The following is a 17,091-nucleotide window of genomic DNA, read 5'->3' as shown; positions in this document are numbered from 1 at the left end:
GGCCCGCTCTAGCCGACCTGCACCGACTTGATCGTCACGGTGGAGGCGGGCATGCCGCTCTCCCGGTTACCTGCCACGCCGACCTTGGCGATCTTGTCGAGGGTGTCCAGGCCCGCCTCGTCGACGGCACCGAAAACCGTTGACTCCGGGTTGATTTCAGAGTCGCGGTAGACCAGGAAGAACTGGCTCTCGTTGGTGTTGGGTCCGGAGGTGGCCATGGCGACCGTCCCGCGCGGGTACAGCACGGTCGCCTTCAGCGCGGGGTCGTCCGGCTTGTACTGGTCGGTCGGGTACTCGTCGGCGAACTGGTACCCGGGGCCCCCGCTGCCCTCGGTATCCGGGCCGCCGCGCCGGTGCCCGCCAGCGCAGCTCTGGCGGCCTCGGCCAGCTCCACGGCCGACTGGTAGCGCTGGTCGACGTCTTTGGCCATCCCCCGGGCGACCACCGCGTCGAAGGCCGGGGGAATGTCCGGTGCGCTCGCCGACGGTTGCGGCGGCGGCGTGTTCAGGTGCGCGTTGAGCTGCTCTTCCAGGCTGTCGCCGGTGAAGGGCCGTTTCCCGGCCAGGCACTCGTACAGCACGCAGGCCAGCGAATAGACGTCGGCGCGGTGATCCGTTGTGCCCCTGAAGCGCTCGGGCGCCAGGTAGGCGACGGTGCCCATCGTGGCCCCCGTCTGCGTGAGCGCGGTGTCGGTCATCGAGCGGGCCAGGCCGAAGTCGATCAGGTAGACGAAGTCCCGCGGGGTGGTCACCAGGATGTTCTTGGGTTTGATGTCGCGGTGGACCAAGCCGACCCGGTGGGCGCTATCCAGTGCGGCGGCAACCTGTTCGATCACCGCGACGGCGCGCTGCGGGTCCAGCCGGCCCCCGCGTTCGGTGATGTACTGGCCGAGATCGCGGCCCTCGATCAACCGCATGTCGACGTACAGCCGGCCATCGATCTCGCCGTAGCCGTGGATCGGGACGATGTGCGGGTCGTTGAGGCCGGCGGCCACGCGCGCTTCCCGGCGGAATCGATGCTGAAAATCGTTATCCTCGGCCAAATGTGGCGGGAGTACTTTGAGCGCCACCACTCGGTCCGTCTTGGGGTCGTAGGCGCGGTACACCCGCCCCATGCCGCCGCGCCCCAGCAACCCGAGTATTTGGTAATGACCGAACGACTCCGGATCGAACCCCACCCAACGACCATAAGGGGTCGGCGGCGCGAGCCGCGCGATTTGGGCCCCGGTCAGTCGAGCAGCAGCGACTTGATGGTGACGTCGATGGCCGGCGCCCCATCCTCGCCGCCACCGGCGACGCCGGCCTTGGCGATCTTGTCCAGCGTGGCCAGCCCGTCGGGCTGGATGGTGCCGAACACGGTGTACTGAGGCGGCAATTGGGAGTCCTTGTAGACCATGAAGAATTGGCTGCCGTTGGTGCCCGGCCCGGCGTTGGCCATTGCCAGCGTGCCGCGCGGATAGAGGACCGGCTCCTGCGCCTTGGGATCGTTCGGCGGGTACTGGTCGGTGGGGTACTCGTTGGCGAACTGGTAGCCGGGGCCGCCCGTGCCGTCGCCCTTGGGGTCTCCGCACTGCAACACGCCCAGCGACGGCGACGTCGTCAGCCGGTGGCATTTGGTGTTGTCGAAGTACTTCTGGCCGATCAGGCTCGCGAAACTGTTTACCGTGCAGGGGGATTCGTTGTTGGCCAGCATCAGGCCGATGTTGCCCTGGCTGGTCGTCATGCTGGCGCTCACCTGTGCGGGGTCGGTGGGAATCTTCCCGGTTCGCGGCGGCTTGACCGGCTTGGCGGCCGACTCCTGCGGAGTCTCGGGGTATTGGCAATTGGCCCCGAGGTCGGCCGACGGCTTGAACGGCGGCAACGGCGGAACCTGCCCGGGCGGCGGAGGCGTCTCGGAGGTGGACGCGGGGGCGCTGCTGGGCGTGCTCGCCGTCGAGGAGGCGGCGGTGCTGTTCTTGTGCTCGTGCTTGCTGCTGAAGATCGCGATCGCGGCCACGACGATCACGGCCACCGCCAGGGCCGAGCCGCCCGCGATCACCATGATCCTGCGCATCCGTGCCTGTTTGGCGCGGCGCTCCATCTGGCGTTCGAGTTTGCGCTTGGCGTTGGCGCGTCGCTGTTCGTTGGTCGGCACGGCCGGTATGCCTCCATGTTTTGGTCAGTAGGGCCCAAGTTCGCCAGCCAGGCTAGTGCGGGCGCCGCGACCCGTGTCAAGCGGGCCCGCCGGAGATGGGAAACTGGGAACCGTGTTGATCACCGGATTTCCCGCCGGCATGTTGCAGTGCAATTGCTACGTGCTGGCCGAGCGGCCCGGAACGGACGCCGTCATCGTCGATCCGGGGCAGCGCGTGATGGGCCAGCTGCGCCGCATCCTCGACGAGAACCGGCTGACCCCGGCGGCGGTGCTGCTGACCCATGGGCATGTCGACCACATGTGGTCGGCGCAGAAGGTGTCCGACACCTACGGCTGCCCGACCTACATCCACCCCGAGGACCGGTTCATGCTCAAAGACCCGATCTACGGGCTGGGGCCCCGGGTGGCTCAGCTGGTCGCGGGTGCCTTCTTCCGGGAGCCCCGGCAGGTGGTCGAGCTGGACCGCGACGGCGACAAGCTCGACCTGGGCAGTGTGAGCGTCAACGTTGACCACACGCCGGGCCACACCCGCGGGTCGGTGGTGTTCCGGGTGTCCGGTGACCAAGACCTGGTGTTCACCGGCGACACCCTGTTCGAGCGCTCGATCGGGCGCACGGACCTGCACGGCGGCAGCGGCCGCGACCTGCTGACCTCGATCATCGACAAGCTCCTGGTCCTCGACGACGACACCGTGGTCCTGCCGGGGCACGGCAACGCCACCACCATCGGCGCCGAGCGGCGGTTCAACCCGTTCCTCGAAGGCCTGGGCCCGTGACGGAGTTCTCGTCGTTTTCGGCCCCCAAGGGGGTGCCCGACTACGTCCCGCCCGACTCCGCGGAGTTCGTGGCCGTGCGCTCCGGCTTGCTCGAGGCCGCCCGGCGCGCCGGTTACGGCGACATCGAGCTGCCGATCTTCGAAGACACCGCGCTGTTCGCCCGCGGCGTCGGCGAATCCACCGACGTCGTGTCCAAGGAGATGTACACGTTCGCCGACCGCGGCGACCGCTCGGTGACGCTGCGCCCCGAGGGGACCGCCGGGGTGGTGCGCGCGGTGATCGAGCACGGCCTGGACCGCGGCGCGCTGCCGGTCAAACTCTGTTACGCCGGGCCGTTTTTCCGCTACGAGCGGCCCCAGGCGGGCCGCTACCGCCAGTTGCAGCAGGTCGGCGTTGAGGCGATCGGCGTCGACGACCCGGCACTGGACGCCGAGGTGATAGCCGTCGCCGACGCCGGCTTCCGCTCGTTGGGGCTCGAGGGTTTCCGGTTGGAGATCACCTCGCTGGGCGACGAGACCTGCCGGCCGCAGTACCGGGAACTGTTGCAGGACTTCCTGTTCGGGCTCGACCTGGATGAGGAGACCCGCAGACGCGCCGAGATCAACCCGCTGCGGGTGCTCGACGACAAGCGCCCGGCGGTGCGCGCGATGACCGCCGAGGCGCCGGTGCTGCTGGACCACCTGTCGGACGCCGCCAAACAGCATTTCGACACCGTGCTGGCTCATCTCGACGCGCTGGGCGTTCCCTACGTCATCAATCCTCGGATGGTGCGCGGGCTGGATTACTACACCAAGACCACCTTCGAGTTCGTGCACGACGGCCTGGGCGCGCAATCGGGCATCGGGGGCGGCGGTCGCTACGACGGCCTGATGCACGAACTCGGGGGACAAGACCTGTCCGGCATCGGATTTGGGCTCGGGGTGGACCGCACCCTGCTGGCGCTGCGCGCCGAGGGCAAGAGTGTCGGGGAGACCACGCGCTGCGACGTGTTCGGGGTGCCGCTCTCCGAGCCGGCCAAGCTGCAGCTGGCGGTGCTCGGGGCGCGGCTGCGCGGTTCCGGTGTCCGTTTCGACATGGCCTATGGCGATCGCGGGCTCAAGGGCGCGATGCGCGCCGCGGATCGTTCCGGTGCCCGTCTCGCCCTGGTGGTCGGCGATCGGGATCTCGACGCCGGGACGGTCGGCGTGAAGGACCTCGCAAGCGGCGAACAGGTGTCGGTGCCGACGGACTCGGTGGTGGCGGAGGCACTTTCCCGGTTGCGCGGCTGAGGGGTCGGGGACGTGTCGTACCCGGCGTGCCTCACGTCAAGATGCGCGCGTAGGGGGCGTCGTTGCCTCACGTGAGCGTGCGCGCTTGGTGAGGGGAGCGGGGGCGCCGTCTGCGGCTTTGCTGGTGGCCAGAGTGAAGAGCTGGATGGTCAACGCCTGGATTTGGCGTTGGGTGGCGGCGGGATTGATCAGTGAGTAGGTCCGTTTGAGCGCCACGATGCGGTCCACGATCATGCTCGGGTGGTCGACCGCGCGGTGAAACGGGGTGGTCCACCCACCCCGGCAGCCAGCTGCTGTTCCCCGCCCTGTGCCTGTCTACGCGCGAAATGCACTCGCCCGCAACAACGTCCCCGCCGCCGCAATCACACCGCGGCCTGATGATGCCGACCCGCCGCCGCGCCCGCGCCCAAGACCGCGCCCACCGCATCGACGCCGAACGCGCCCTCAACGCCGCGCACGTCGCCGAACGCAAACCAGCCACCAATCTTTTAGGGCCTTCCTTGACAGCGCTATTCAGACGATGGTGCAGTCGCCGCGCTCGGCGTATAATCCGCACTACTCCAATCTTGATCTGATGCAGCTATGCGTCGATGACCTGCCCGGGGGGCAGTGATGTCATATCTGGTGGCGCTCCCAGAGTTCCTGAATTCAGCGGCGGCGGATTTGGCCGGCATCGGCTCGGGGCTGAGCGCGGCCAACGCGGCCGCGGCGCTTCCGACTACCGCGGTGGTGGCTGCCGCCGAGGATGAGGTGTCGGCGGCGATCGCGTCGTTGTTTTCCGGCCGCGGGCAGGCCTTTCAGGCGCTCAGCGCCCAGGCGGCGGCGTTCCACACCCAATTCGTGCAGGCGCTCGGTGGTGCCGAGAGCGCCTACACGGCCACCGAAGCCGCGAGCGCCTCGCCATTGCAGACCGTGGTGCAAGACGCCCAGAGCCTGACGGTGTTCTCCCCGGTGAAGGACCTCACCGGGCGCCCGCTGGTCGGTGACGGCGCCAACGGGACCGCCGGCAGCGGGCAGGCCGGCGGCGACGGCGGGTGGATTTACGGCAACGGCGGCAACGGCGGGTCCGGAGCGCCTGGGCAGGCCGGCGGTGCCGGCGGCAGCGCGTTCCTGTTCGGTAACGGCGGCCAGGGCGGTGCTGGTGGTGTTGGTACCACCGGCGCCACAGGCAACGCGGCCACCAGCACCAACGGCGTCGGCGGTGGCAACGGCGGCGTCGGTGGGGTCGGCGGCAACGGGGGGCTGTTGTTGGGCAACGGCGGGGTCGGTGGCATCGGTGGGGCCGGCGGGCAGGGCGGGGCTGGCGGTCCCGGCACGGCCGGTTTTGTCAACGGCACCGGCGGTGCCCAGGGCGGCAACGGCGGCAACGGCGGGGCCGGCGGCCATGCCGAGGGATTGGCGGCATTGTTGGGTGGCCATGCGGGCGCCAACGGCAACGGCGGTGGCGGCGGCAACGGCGGTGCCGGTGGTCAGGGCGGCGCGGGCTTCACCGGCACCGGTGCCACTGGCGGCAACGGCCCGACCGCGGTGGTGGTGGCGGCGCCGCCGGCATCGCTGGTGGCCCCGGCGGTGCTGGCGGTGGGGGCGGCGCCGTCAACAACGGCAGCGTGACCGGAATACAGAACGGCGGCGACGGCGGCAACGGCGCCGGCACCGGTGGTGGCCTCCACAGTGTCGGCGGTGAGGTCGACGAAGCCGCCGGCGGCGCCGTAGCCGCCGGTGGTGGCGGCGGCGGCGGCGGGGGTCTCACCGTGGGCACTGCCGGCAGCGGCGGTAACGGCGGCAGTGCCAGCATAACCGGCGCCGGAACCGGTGTCGGCGGTGAGGGCGGCGCCCCCGACAGCGTCGGCCAGCCCGGCCTCACCAGTGCTTCCGGGGGTACACCCACTGCTGGCCATGGCGGCGGTAGCCAAGGCCAGGGTGGCGGTGGTGGTGGCGGCGGCGCCGCCACCGATTTCGCGGGCAGCGCCGCCGGCGGAAACGGCGGCCAAGGCGGCTAGTGTCCCGTTTGGCTGCCTACATGACCACGCCCGCGCCGCCGACAACCGCCGCGCCCTGCAGCGAAGGCCCCCGGCCCAACGATCAACATGGACGCTTCCGGCCTGATGCACCCCGCCCAGGTGGCACAAGCGGTCGCCCGGTACGTCGCGCCGTCGCTCTAGCCGGCGCACCCGCACCCAACAGCGCGCAGAACGGGTCGCCACCGAACGCCGACACAACCGCCAAGCCCGCACCGCGCGCCAGGCCCAAAGTGCTTCGACGGCATGGAGTTCGGGCGCCGACCACGCCGTCGGCGACGGCGAGCCACTGCCCTTCTGACGGCGGGGACACTTGACAATCCTATCGAACTAGCGTTCGAATAGGAACATGCGCTGGGCGAACCAGGCCGTCGCCGTCAACGGCGAGCCAGTCGAGGACGAAGCGCTACCGGGCCTGCAGCGCATCGGCCTGGTCCGCAGCGTGCGCCACCCGCAGTTCGAGGGGATCACCTTCCATGAGGTGCTGTGCAAGTCGGCGCTCAACAAGGTGCCCAACGCGGCGGCGCTGCCGTTCCGGTACACGGTCAACGGCTACCGGGGCTGCTCGCACGCCTGCCGCTATTGCTTTGCCCGGCCCACCCACGAGTACCTGGACTTCGACTGCGGCAACGACTTCGACACCCAGGTGGTCGTCAAGACCAACGTCGCGGAGGTGCTGCGCCGCGAGTTGCGGCGGCCGTCGTGGCGGCGCGAAACCGTCGCGCTGGGTACCAATACCGATCCCTACCAGCGGGCCGAGGGCCGCTACGCGCTGATGCCGGGCATCATCAGGGCGCTCGCCGAGTCCGGTTCGCCGCTGTCGATCCTGACCAAAGGCACCCTGCTGCGGCGCGACCTGCCGCTGATCGCCGATGCGGCGCAACAGGTTCCGCTCTCGGTCGCGGTGTCGCTCGCGATCGGCGACCCCGAACTGCATAGGGACGTCGAACCCGGCACGCCCACCCCGCAGGCGCGGCTGGCGCTGGTCACCGCGATCCGCGACGCCGGGCTGGACTGCCACGTGATGGTGGCGCCGGTGCTGCCGCACCTCACCGACTCCGCCGAACAGCTCGACCGGCTGCTGGGGCAGATAAAGGCCGCCGGCGCAACCGGAGTCACGGTCTTCGGCCTGCACCTGCGCGGCCCGACCCGCGGCTGGTTCATGTCCTGGCTGGCCGGCGCCCATCCCGAGGTGGTCGGCCGCTACCGCGAGCTCTACCGCCGCGGCGCGTACCTGCCGCCCGGCTACCGTGACATGTTGCGCGAACGCGCCGCGCCGCTGATCGCCAAACACGGGCTGACCGGTGATCACCGCCGGTTTCCGCAGCCGTTTCGCCAGCCGGCCGCCACAGCGGAACCCGTTGCGCCGACGCTGTTTTGAGTCACCGCGGGTTGTCGCCGCGCGGCTTGGTGAGCGTGAACTCGTCGATCACCGCCACGGCGCCCGACGGCCCGCGCAGCGCGTAGTGCGTCGCCCTGATCGAGGTGTTGCCTCCCGGCGGCCCGGGGTCGACGTCGAAAGCCGCGAAGCCGTAAGGGTTTTCCCGGTCGCGAAAGGCCGACCAGGGCGCGTCCTCCATCACATAGATGGGCGCCTTGCGCCCGATCGAGGGGTCGAAGGCGCCGACGCCGGTCAGCACCCGGCAGCGGGGCTCGGGGAAGAAGAACCCGTTGCTGGGCGCCGACGTTCCCCCGCCGCCGATCACGAGGTGCACCGTTCCCCGGGTGGCGTCGATCAGATCCCCGCGGGTGTCCACCGGGATCGGCGTCCGCGTGTCGGTGCCCAGCGTCCCGCGCAGCGGATGCGAGCGTTCGTAGTGGTGCTCGTGGCCGCACACCACCAGGTCCACCTCGTACCGGTCGAACAGCGGCAGCCACTCCTCGCGGATCCCGAGGTCGGCGCCGTTGGCCCGGTCCGCGGTGGAGATCGCGGTCTGGTGCATGCAGACGACCACCCAGTCGATCCCGGGATCACGCCGGGCGGCATCCAATTCGCGCGCCAGCCAACGCTTCTGCTCACCACCGGAGTAGCCGTGCACGTAGAAGTTGCCGCCGTCCTGGAAGGCGACGTCGTCGTTGTTGAGGCTGATCACCCGCACCGACCCGGCGGTGAACGAGTACCACAGACCGCGCAATTGCGCACCGGCGCCCGAATCCGGCACCGCGAAATACGTCTGATACGCGCCGTAGCCGACCGGGCCGTTGCCCAGTTCGTTCTCGTGATTGCCCGCCGCCGGCATCCACGGGCGGTGCCGCGCCGAACGCGTGTTGTTGGCGAACCAGTCCGACCAGGTGCGCACCCGGTCCTGGGCGAGGTTGGCGTAGCACAGGTCCCCGTTGACCAGGTTGAACAGCGGCGCGAGGCGTTCGATCGCCGTCGTGGTGTCCGCGGCCGCGGGCGAGCCGATGTTGTCGGTGCCGTACCCGCCGCCGGGCAGCGGCTCCAGTGTGGGTGTGGACTGGTCCCCGAAGCTGGTGAATCGCAACGGCTTTCGTCCCGACGGCGCCGTACGCACGGTTCCCGTCTCCGGTTCGGCGCCGTCGTGCATGGCGGCGTAGACGTAGTCGGTGTCCGGCATCAGACCCGTGAGCCGGGCGTGCGCGCCGTGCGACCACAGCACCGCGGCCCCGCCGCCGATGCCCGACCCGAGAGCGGCCGAGGCTGCGCCCGTCGTCAGCAACCTGCGGCGGCTGATGCCCGCACCGGGATCGTCGCTCATGCCTGCTTCTTACCGGACACGGTCGACCGGCCGGTGAACGGCCAACCGTCGATAACGAATCCGGTAGCGTTTGCGATATGACGAACGTGCGAAAAGTGATCAGCGCCGTCGCGTCAGTGACGTTTGCAGCAGCCCTGGGGATGGCCGCGACACCCGCGACCGCGTTCGCCGACCCGGCCGGCCACCAGGTGACCTACACCGTCACCGCCACCGGCAATCTGACCGGAAACGTCCGGTACATGAACACCGATCCGCCCAGCCAGGCGGCCTACGATGCGAACTCGTCGCAGTTCATGAGCAGCGTGCCGGCGACGTTCGCCGCCGGGCAGCCGCTGGTGTACACCACCACGCTCGCGGACCCCAACCAGTGGGCCATCGTCACCGCCAGCGGCGGCTGCCATTGGCCGGACTGCGACTCGTCGAACGTGCCGCAGATCCAGTGCCAGATCGCCGTCGACGGCCAGGTGGTGGTGACCCAGAGCGCCACGACCGGGGTGACCTGTTCGACGCGGCGCTGGTAAGCGCTAGTCCAGGTTGGTGGCGGCGAAGGTATTGCACTTGTTCGGGTCGCCGGTCTGGTACCCGACGGTGAACCAGTGCTGCCGTTGCTCGGACGAACCGTGCGTCCACGACTCGGGATTGACCCGCCCGGTCGAGGCCTTCTGGATGCGATCGTCGCCCACCGACGCCGCCGCCGACAGCGCGTCGGCAATGTCCTTGTCGCTCAACGGTTCCAGGTAGGGCACGCCGGTGCTCTCCTGCTTGACGGTCGACGCGTAGTGCGCCCAGATGCCGGCGTAGCAATCGGCCTGCAGCTCGGTGCGCACCCCGTTGCCGCCGGCGCCCTGCGCGCCCTGCTGGGAACGGCCCAACAAGCCCTGCAGCTGCTGCACGTGATGGCCGTATTCGTGGGCGACCACGTACTCCTGGGCGAACGGCCCGCCGCTGGAACCGAATTTGTCGACCAGTTCCTGGAAGAAGTCGGTGTCGAAGTACGCGGTCTGGTCCACCGGGCAGTAGAACGGCCCGACCGCGGTCGTGGCGGGTCCGCAGCCGGTGTCCACCGAGCCGGTGAACAGCCGCATGTGCGGGCGGGTGTAGGTCCGGGGCATCAGCTGATGCCACACCGCGTCCACCGAGTTGCCGGTGGCCACCACCCGGCATTGGACGAACCTGTTGGCGTCGGCGCCGGTCTTGCACTGGCTCAGGTCGAAGCCCGGGGCCACGTCGCCGCTGGTGTCCATCGGCTGCTGGCTGATGACCCCGCCGGGGTCGACACCGAGGAACAGCGCCAGGAAGAGGATCAGCAGACCGCCGATGCCGCCGCCGAGGGCCATCCGCATTCCGCGGCCGCCGGACGACGACACCGCGCTCGTGTCGATCTGCATGCCGTCGTTGAACATCGGACTAATCTATCCGGGACCATCGCTGGCCGCCGCCAATAGCGGGACCACGACGTCGCTGATCGGTGTCGCCAGCCCGTGGGCGCGGGCCTTGCGGGCGATCACCCCGTTGCGGATGTCCCACTCCATCGGTCGGTGCTGTTCGCGGTCGGCCAGGATCGACGTCCCCATGTCTTCCGGGGCGGCGCGAAACAGGCCGACCAACTCGTCGACCACGTCGTCGCCCAGCCGGGCGCCCTCGGCCCGCGCGACGGCCAGGCACTCGGCGACGTAGCGGCGGGACAGCGCGGCCACGTCGTCGCGGCGGAACATCCCCGAGCGCCGGCCGGACAGCGCCATGAAGCCCGCCAGCGCGTTGGTGAGCAGCTTGCGCCAGGCGGCGGTGAGCATGTCGGGGTCGCAGTCGACCCGGCAGCCGGCGCCGCGCAGCAGCTCGGCCACCGCCTCGGCCGCGGGACCGGTCGGGAGCACCAGCGCCGGCTCGGTGCGCAGCCGCACCCATCCCTCGGGCTGGGTCTCGGCCGAGTACCACACGATGCCGGGGATCACGGCCGACGAGGGGCAGTGCGGCTGCACCTGCTCGACCTGCTCGACCCCGTTCTGCAGCACCGCGACGATGGTGTTCGCGTCGCACAGGCGGGCCAGCCAGCGGGCGGCGTCGTCGTTCTGGGTGGCCTTGACCGCCAGCACCACGACGTCGACCGGGCCGGTCACGGCACCGGGATCGGTGAGCACCGGGCCGGGCACCACGATCGGGTGACCGCCGTCGGGCCGCAATTCGATGCTCTGTCGGGGGGTGCGGCCGCACACCAGCACCGGATGCCCGGCCCGGTGCAGCAGGCCGGCGATCGTGGCGCCGACGGCGCCGGGCCCGACGAGCGCAAACCTGGGTGGGGGGTTGGTGGCGATAGGACCGAAACTACCTGCCTCTAAACTGGGCTCTCGTTCCAACCGGCCGTAAGGGGAGTGTTTGTGCTGCGCAGCCACGGCGCTGGTTCGCTGCGGGACAGCGACGCCGGCCAGCAGGTGACCTTGGCCGGTTGGGTGGCCCGCCGCCGCGACCACGGCGGCGTCATCTTCATCGACCTGCGCGACGCCTCGGGGATCGCCCAGGTCGTGTTCCGCGCGGCGGACGTGCTGGCCCAGGCGCACCGGTTGCGCGCCGAGTTCTGCGTCGCGGTCACCGGAATGGTGGAGATCCGCCCGGAGGGCAACGCCAACCCGGAGATCGCCACCGGCGACATCGAGGTCAACGCGACGTCGCTGACCGTGCTCGGCGAGAGCGCGCCCCTGCCGTTCCAGCTGGACGAGCCCGCCGGCGAGGAGCTTCGCCTGAAATACCGCTACCTGGACCTGCGCCGCGACGTCCCGGCCGCCGCAATGCGCTTGCGCTCCAAGGTGAACGCCGCGGCGCGCGACGTGCTGGCCCGGCACGACTTCGTCGAGGTCGAGACGCCGACGATCACCCGCTCCACCCCGGAGGGCGCGCGCGACTTCCTGGTGCCGGCCCGGCTGCACCCCGGGTGTTTCTACGCCCTGCCGCAGAGCCCGCAACTGTTCAAGCAGCTGCTGATGGTCGGCGGGATGGAGCGCTACTACCAGATCGCCCGCTGCTACCGCGACGAGGATTTCCGCGCCGACCGGCAACCCGAGTTCACCCAGCTCGACATGGAGATGAGCTTCGTCGACGCCGAGGACATCATCGCGATCTCGGAGGAGATCCTCACCGCGCTGTGGGCGCTGATCGGCTATGAGCTGCCGACGCCGATCCCGCGGATCAGCTACGCCGACGCGATGCGCCGGTTCGGCTCCGACAAACCCGACATGCGGTTCGGCCTGGAGCTGGTCGAGTGCACGGAGTTCTTCAAAGACACCACCTTCCGCGTCTTCCAGGCGCCCTATGTCGGCGCGGTGGTCATGCCCGGCGGGGCGTCGCAGCCGCGGCGCACGCTGGACGGCTGGCAGGAATGGGCCAAGCAGCGCGGGCACCGCGGCCTGGCCTACGTGCTGGTCGCCGAGGACGGCACGCTGGGCGGCCCGGTGGCCAAGAACCTCTCCGACGCCGAACGCGACGGCCTGGCAGCGCACGTCGGCGCCGACCCCGGTGACTGCATCTTCTTCTCGGCGGGCCCGCCGAAGTCGTCGCGGGCGCTGCTGGGGGCGGCTCGCGGCGAGATCGCCCACCGGCTGGGCCTGATCGACGCGGAAGCCTGGGCGTTCGTCTGGGTGGTGGACCCGCCGCTGTTCGAACCCGCGGAGGAGGCCACGGCCGCCGGCGACGTGGCCGTCGGCGCGGGCGCCTGGACCGCGGTGCACCACGCCTTCACCGCGCCCAAGCCGCAGTATGCGGACGTGGTCGGCACCGACCCCGGCGCCGTGCTGGCCGACGCCTACGACATCGTCTGCAACGGCAACGAGATCGGCGGCGGCTCGATCCGCATCCACCGCCGTGACATCCAGGAACGGGTGTTCGCGGTGATGGGCCTGGACAAGGCCGAGGCCGAGGAGAAGTTCGGATTTCTGTTGGAGGCGTTCACCTTTGGTGCGCCGCCGCACGGCGGGATCGCGTTCGGCTGGGACCGCATCAACGCGCTGCTGTCCGGCGTCGACTCCATCCGCGAGGTGATCGCGTTCCCCAAGACCGGCGGCGGCGTCGACCCGCTGACCAACGCGCCCGCGCCGATCACCGCCCAGCAGCGCAAGGAGTCCGGAATAGACGCCAGGCCCAAGGCGGTTGACGGGGCATGACCGAAACCCCGGACGCCCAGACCATCAACGCCTTCAACACCAGCATCATCGACGAGTTCCGGGCCAACGGCGGCAAGGTCGGCGGCCAGTTCGCGGGCGCCAACCTGTTGCTGCTGCACACGACCGGCGCGAAGTCCGGCCGGCCGCGGGTATCGCCGCTGGCCTACTTCCGCATCGACGGCAGGCTGATCATCATCGGCTCCTTCGCCGGCGCCCCGGTCAGCCCGGCCTGGGTGCACAACCTGCGGGCCCACCCCGGCGCGCACGTGGAGATCGGCGCCGGATCGGGCGTGCAGGAGTTCGACGTGACCGCCCACGAGCTGCCGCGCGCCGAACGGGACGAGCTGTTCGCCAAGGTCGCGGCCGCCGCACCCGGCTTCGCGGAGTACCAGTCGAAGACGAGCCGGGTGATCCCGCTCTTCGAGCTGCGGCCGGCCTAACGCATGAGCGCGGCGCGGCCGGCGGTGCCGTCTTCGGTGTCCGCCGCCGCACGCGCGGGCTACAAGCGACTTCGCGGCCGCTCGTTCAACCTGCTGCAGACCGCGACCGCGGCGGGCCTGGCGTGGTACCTCACCCACGACCTGCTCGGGCACCCACAGCCGTTCTTCGCGCCGATCGCTGCGGCGGTGTGCCTGTCGATCACCAACGTCCTACGCGCGCAACGCGCCGTCCAGATGATGATCGGGGTGACCCTGGGCATCGGGCTGGGCACGCTGGTCGAGCGGGTGCTCGGCCCGGGAGCGGTCTCCATCGCCGTGGCCGCGCTGTTAGCGCTGTGCGTCGCGGTGGTCATCGGGACGGGCTTCATCGGCCAGGGCATGATGTTCGCCAACCAGACGGTCGTGTCGTCGATCCTGGTGATCGCGCTCTACCGCAGCGGCGTAGGCCTCGAACGCGTCGTCGACGCCCTGATCGGCGGCCTGCTGGCGATCGTATTCGCCGTGCTGCTGTTCCCGGCCGACCCGCTGAAGGTGCTGCGCAGGGCGCGCGTCGGGGTGCTCGGGGTCCTGTACGACGTCCTGTCGCGCACCGCCGATGTCGCCGCCGGCCGCAGCGCGGTCGCGCCCGACTGGCCGCTGTCGGTCGTGGACCGGGTCCACGCACAGCTCGGCGGGCTGATCGAGGCCCGCACCACGGCCCGCCAGGTGGTGCGGATCTCGCCGCGGCGGTGGGGTCTGCGCGACGTCGTTCAGGCCGCGGATCGCCAGGCGGTGTACGTGGCGCTGCTGGCCGGCTCGGTGGTGCAGCTGGCCCGCGCCGTCGCGGGTCCCGCGCCGCCACCCGTGCACACCGTGCTGGTCGAGCTGGCGGCGGCCGCCGCCCTGGCCGAAACGGACCCCGCCGGGGCGTCGGCATACACCGCCGCGGCGCGCCACTGCGCTTCCGAATTGCAGGCGAAGGCCAGCGAGAAGGCCGAGGTGGTGCTGGCCGACGTCGTCTCTGCCTGCGTCGACGACGTGCAGCGGGTGATCGACCTGCGTCAGGTTTGACCGGTCACATCGAGTCGCCCAGGAACTCCTGGACCAGCTTCTTGGGCGCCTGCGTCAGCCACGCCTCGGTGATGAGCTCCTCGAGCGCGGGGACCGACACCTCGGCCAGCCGGACCAGCACCGCCGGGTAGCCGTCGAAGTGTGGCGTGGTGAAGAAGATCGAGGGCTCGTCGGCGATCAGCGCGAACTTCACGCCCTCGTCGGACACCCGGACCCCCAGGATGTCGCCCCCGGGCGGTTCGAAGCCGGCGCGCCGCAGCGCCTCCCGGTCCGACGGGCGCAGGGGCCGTTCCCAGGCCAGCAGCTTCTTGCCGACCCGCCAGTCATGCGGTGACGGCTCCGAGGTGAGCGCCAGCTCACCCACGATGCGGGCGACGTCGCCCCACGTGGCCACGTTCTGAATTGTGCGCCGCAACAGTGCCGAATGAGGCCGGTAGTAGTAGAAATAGGTCGCGTGCCCTCAGATGCGCCGCCCCGTCGCCATCGAGTGACCCACCGCACCGAGTACCGCTACTCCGACGTGGTCACCAGTTCCTACGGCCGCGGCTTCCTCACCCCGCGCGACTCCCTGCGCCAGCGCTGCATCGCGCACCGGCTGACCATCGACCCGGCCCCCGCCGACAGCTCCACCAGTCAGGACGTCTACGGCAACATCAGCTCCTACTTCCACGTCACCGAGCCGCACCGCGCGCTGACCGTCACCAGCGACTCGATCGTCGACGTGTATCCGCCGCCCCCCGAGCGGTACAGCAGCGGGCCGGCGGTGCAGCCGTGGGAGGCGTCCCGCCCGGCCGGCCGCCGGGGCGCGCTGGCCACCGAGTTCACCCTGGACCTCGATCCGCCGGAGATCACCGACGAGGTGCGCGACTACGCCGCGCCCAGCTTCGCGCCGGAACGCCCGCTCGTTGACGTGATGCGTGACCTCGCCTCCCGGATTTTCCGCGACTTCACCTACCGATCCGGGTCCACGACGATTTCCACCGGGGTCAGCGAGGTTCTGGCGGCCCGCGAGGGGGTATGTCAAGACTTTGCCAGGCTGGCGATCGCCTGCCTGCGCGCCAACGGGTTGGCGGCCAGCTACGTGTCCGGCTACCTGGCCACCGACCCGCCCCCGGGAAAGGATCGCATGATCGGAATCGACGCCACCCACGCCTGGGCGGCGGTGTGGACACCGCAGGAGCCCGGCCAGTTCGAGTGGCTGGGCCTGGACCCCACCAACGACCAGCTGGTGGACCAGCGCTACATCATCGTCGGGCGCGGGCGGGACTATGCCGACGTCCCGCCGCTGCGCGGCATCATCTACACCAATTCGAAGGACAGCGTGATCGACGTCGCGGTGGACGTCGTGCCCTTCGAGGGCGATGAGCTCCATGCGTGACTTCCACTGCCCCAACTGTGGCCAGCGACTGACGTTCGAGAACTCGGCGTGCCTGTCGTGCGGAAGCGCGCTCGGGTTCTCCCCGGAACAGAGCGCCCTGCTGGTGATCGCCCGGGGCGAGCAGGGCGAGCACGCCGGCGCCGTCGACGCCGACGAGTACCAATTGTGCGCGAATCTCTATGTGGCCGAATGTAATTGGCTGGTGCCCAAGAACGATCGCGGGGCGCTGTGCGTGTCGTGCGCCCTGACGCTGGAACGGCCCAACGACACCGACACCGAGGGACTGGCAGCATTCGCCCGGGCCGAGGCCGCCAAGCGGCGGCTGATCGCCGAGCTGCACGACCTGAGGCTGCCGATCGTCGGGCGCGACGAGGACCCGGAGTACGGGCTGGGCTTCCGGCTGCTCTCCAGTGCGCACGAGAAGGTGTTCACCGGGCACGAAAACGGGGTCATCACACTGGATTTGGCGGAGGGCGACGACGTCCACCGCGAACAGCTGCGGGTGGAGATGGAGGAGCCGTACCGGACGCTGCTCGGGCACTTCCGGCACGAGGTCGGGCACTACTACTTCTACCGGCTCGTCGCGCCGTCGAGTGAGTACCTGGCCCGGTTCAACGAGCTGTTCGGCGATCCCGACGCCGACTACCAGGAGGCGCTGGACCGGCACTACAACGAGGGCGCGCCCGAGGGCTGGCAGGAGAACTACGTGTCCTCCTACGCCACCATGCACGCCGCGGAGGATTGGGCCGAGACGTTTGCGCATTACCTGCACATCCGTGACACCCTGGACACCTGCGCCTGGTGCGGGCTCGCGCCGGCGACGGCGACCTTCGACCGGCCGCTGTTGGGGCCCAGCGCCTTTCAGACGATCATCGACACCTGGCTGCCGTTGTCGTGGTCGCTGAACATGGTCAACCGGTCGATGGGCCACGACGACCTGTACCCGTTCGTGCTGCCGACCGCGGTGCTGGAGAAGATGCAGTTCATCCACACCGTGATCGACGAGGTGACCTCGCAGGCGCGGGGGCCGGCCGCCGTCGCGGGTTAGGGCCGGGACCGGCGAGTCACATCCGCCCCTTGCGCCTCGCCGCCGGACCGACCACTCTTTGTGCCCGCCTCAGCGCGACAATTGCCCGTGCTGACACGGCGCCCGGGCCC

16 protein-coding genes and 2 pseudogenes are annotated in these 17,091 nt (G+C 70.2%); 11 read left to right on the top strand and 7 right to left on the bottom strand.

Annotation, left to right across the window (positions count from 1 at the left end; genetic code table 11):
* Positions 1 to 8: 8 nt before the first annotated feature.
* Both BN971_RS17820 and BN971_RS17815 read right to left on the bottom strand, forming a co-directional pair.
* Positions 9 to 1,114: pseudogene (locus BN971_RS17820) on the bottom strand (protein kinase domain-containing protein).
* 113 nt (positions 1,115 to 1,227) lie between these two features.
* On the bottom strand, positions 1,228 to 2,133 hold the full coding sequence (locus tag BN971_RS17815; RefSeq protein WP_085179868.1) for a peptidylprolyl isomerase: 906 nt from the start codon (positions 2,131 to 2,133) through the stop codon (positions 1,228 to 1,230).
* 112 nt (positions 2,134 to 2,245) lie between these two features.
* Here BN971_RS17815 and BN971_RS17810 point away from each other — a divergent pair, with 112 nt between their 5' ends.
* Positions 2,246 to 2,908, top strand: a complete 663-nt coding sequence (locus BN971_RS17810; protein ID WP_085179869.1) for an MBL fold metallo-hydrolase — start codon at positions 2,246 to 2,248, stop codon at positions 2,906 to 2,908.
* Positions 2,905 to 4,176, top strand: coding sequence for a histidine--tRNA ligase (gene hisS, locus BN971_RS17805; RefSeq protein ID WP_085179870.1), 1,272 nt, complete (start codon positions 2,905 to 2,907; stop codon positions 4,174 to 4,176). Before BN971_RS17810 ends, hisS begins: the two co-directional genes overlap by 4 nt.
* Before the next feature lie 36 nt (positions 4,177 to 4,212).
* On the opposite strand, the gene BN971_RS17800 is transcribed toward hisS, so the two are convergent.
* Positions 4,213 to 4,410 carry a hypothetical protein gene (locus BN971_RS17800; RefSeq protein WP_249262748.1) on the bottom strand — a complete coding sequence of 66 codons (198 nt, stop codon included), beginning with the start codon at positions 4,408 to 4,410 and terminating at the stop codon, positions 4,213 to 4,215.
* Positions 4,411 to 4,788: 378 nt separating this feature from the next.
* Between BN971_RS17800 and BN971_RS26320 the strand changes: the two are divergent.
* The 3 genes and pseudogenes from BN971_RS26320 to BN971_RS17790 all read left to right on the top strand — a co-directional run.
* Positions 4,789 to 5,574: pseudogene (locus BN971_RS26320) on the top strand (PE family protein); the annotation flags it as partial.
* 209 nt (positions 5,575 to 5,783) lie between these two features.
* Positions 5,784 to 6,176, top strand: coding sequence for a hypothetical protein (locus tag BN971_RS26480; protein WP_139027131.1), 393 nt, complete (start codon positions 5,784 to 5,786; stop codon positions 6,174 to 6,176).
* Between the two features lie 367 nt (positions 6,177 to 6,543).
* Positions 6,544 to 7,575 carry an Rv2578c family radical SAM protein gene (locus BN971_RS17790; protein WP_085179871.1) on the top strand — a complete coding sequence of 344 codons (1,032 nt, stop codon included), beginning with the start codon at positions 6,544 to 6,546 and terminating at the stop codon, positions 7,573 to 7,575.
* Between the two features lies 1 nt (position 7,576).
* Here the strand turns inward: BN971_RS17790 and BN971_RS17785 are convergent, their stop codons facing one another.
* Positions 7,577 to 8,914 carry a metallophosphoesterase gene (locus tag BN971_RS17785; protein ID WP_090350407.1) on the bottom strand — a complete coding sequence of 446 codons (1,338 nt, stop codon included), beginning with the start codon at positions 8,912 to 8,914 and terminating at the stop codon, positions 7,577 to 7,579.
* Between the two features lie 77 nt (positions 8,915 to 8,991).
* Here BN971_RS17785 and BN971_RS17780 point away from each other — a divergent pair, with 77 nt between their 5' ends.
* Positions 8,992 to 9,435, top strand: coding sequence for a hypothetical protein (locus BN971_RS17780; RefSeq protein ID WP_085179873.1), 444 nt, complete (start codon positions 8,992 to 8,994; stop codon positions 9,433 to 9,435).
* A 3-nt stretch (positions 9,436 to 9,438) separates the two neighbouring features.
* Here BN971_RS17780 and ypfJ read toward each other — a convergent pair whose 3' ends face one another.
* Together ypfJ and BN971_RS17770 are read right to left on the bottom strand one after the other, a co-directional pair.
* Positions 9,439 to 10,317, bottom strand: coding sequence for a KPN_02809 family neutral zinc metallopeptidase (gene ypfJ / locus BN971_RS17775; RefSeq protein ID WP_085179874.1), 879 nt, complete (start codon positions 10,315 to 10,317; stop codon positions 9,439 to 9,441).
* Positions 10,318 to 10,326: 9 nt separating this feature from the next.
* Positions 10,327 to 11,226, bottom strand: coding sequence for an oxidoreductase (locus BN971_RS17770; protein WP_085180004.1), 900 nt, complete (start codon positions 11,224 to 11,226; stop codon positions 10,327 to 10,329).
* 57 nt (positions 11,227 to 11,283) lie between these two features.
* Between BN971_RS17770 and aspS the strand changes: the two genes are divergently transcribed.
* The 3 genes from aspS to BN971_RS17755 are packed head-to-tail and all read left to right on the top strand — an operon-like array spanning position 11,284 to position 14,555.
* Positions 11,284 to 13,065, top strand: coding sequence for an aspartate--tRNA ligase (gene aspS, locus BN971_RS17765; RefSeq protein WP_090350405.1), 1,782 nt, complete (start codon positions 11,284 to 11,286; stop codon positions 13,063 to 13,065).
* The gene (locus BN971_RS17760) at positions 13,062 to 13,505 is read left to right on the top strand and encodes a nitroreductase family deazaflavin-dependent oxidoreductase (protein ID WP_085179876.1); all 444 of its coding nucleotides are present in this window, start codon (positions 13,062 to 13,064) and stop codon (positions 13,503 to 13,505) included. The genes aspS and BN971_RS17760 overlap by 4 nt, the downstream gene beginning before the upstream one ends.
* A 3-nt stretch (positions 13,506 to 13,508) precedes the next feature.
* Positions 13,509 to 14,555 (top strand): FUSC family protein, encoded by a 1,047-nt coding sequence (locus BN971_RS17755; protein WP_085179877.1) that lies wholly within the window; start codon positions 13,509 to 13,511, stop codon positions 14,553 to 14,555.
* 4 nt (positions 14,556 to 14,559) lie between these two features.
* On the opposite strand, the gene BN971_RS17750 is transcribed toward BN971_RS17755, so the two are convergent.
* On the bottom strand, positions 14,560 to 14,949 hold the full coding sequence (locus tag BN971_RS17750) for an MmcQ/YjbR family DNA-binding protein (RefSeq protein ID WP_085179878.1): 390 nt from the start codon (positions 14,947 to 14,949) through the stop codon (positions 14,560 to 14,562).
* A gap of 30 nt (positions 14,950 to 14,979) precedes the next feature.
* On the opposite strand from BN971_RS17750, the gene BN971_RS17745 reads away from it, so the two are divergent.
* Complete coding sequence (locus tag BN971_RS17745; RefSeq protein WP_085179879.1) at positions 14,980 to 15,933, top strand: transglutaminase family protein; 954 nt, start codon at positions 14,980 to 14,982, stop codon at positions 15,931 to 15,933.
* A complete protein-coding gene (locus tag BN971_RS17740; RefSeq protein WP_085180005.1) occupies positions 15,926 to 16,981 on the top strand; it encodes a zinc-binding metallopeptidase family protein in 1,056 nt (351 codons plus the stop codon). Before BN971_RS17745 ends, BN971_RS17740 begins: the two co-directional genes overlap by 8 nt.
* The last annotated feature ends 110 nt before the right edge of the window (positions 16,982 to 17,091 follow it).

The sequence above is a fragment of the Mycobacterium bohemicum DSM 44277 genome (assembly GCF_001053185.1).
GTDB lineage: Bacteria > Actinomycetota > Actinomycetes > Mycobacteriales > Mycobacteriaceae > Mycobacterium > Mycobacterium bohemicum.
The sequence above is the reverse complement of the archived record's forward strand: the minus strand, read 5'-3'. Positions and strand labels throughout refer to the sequence as shown.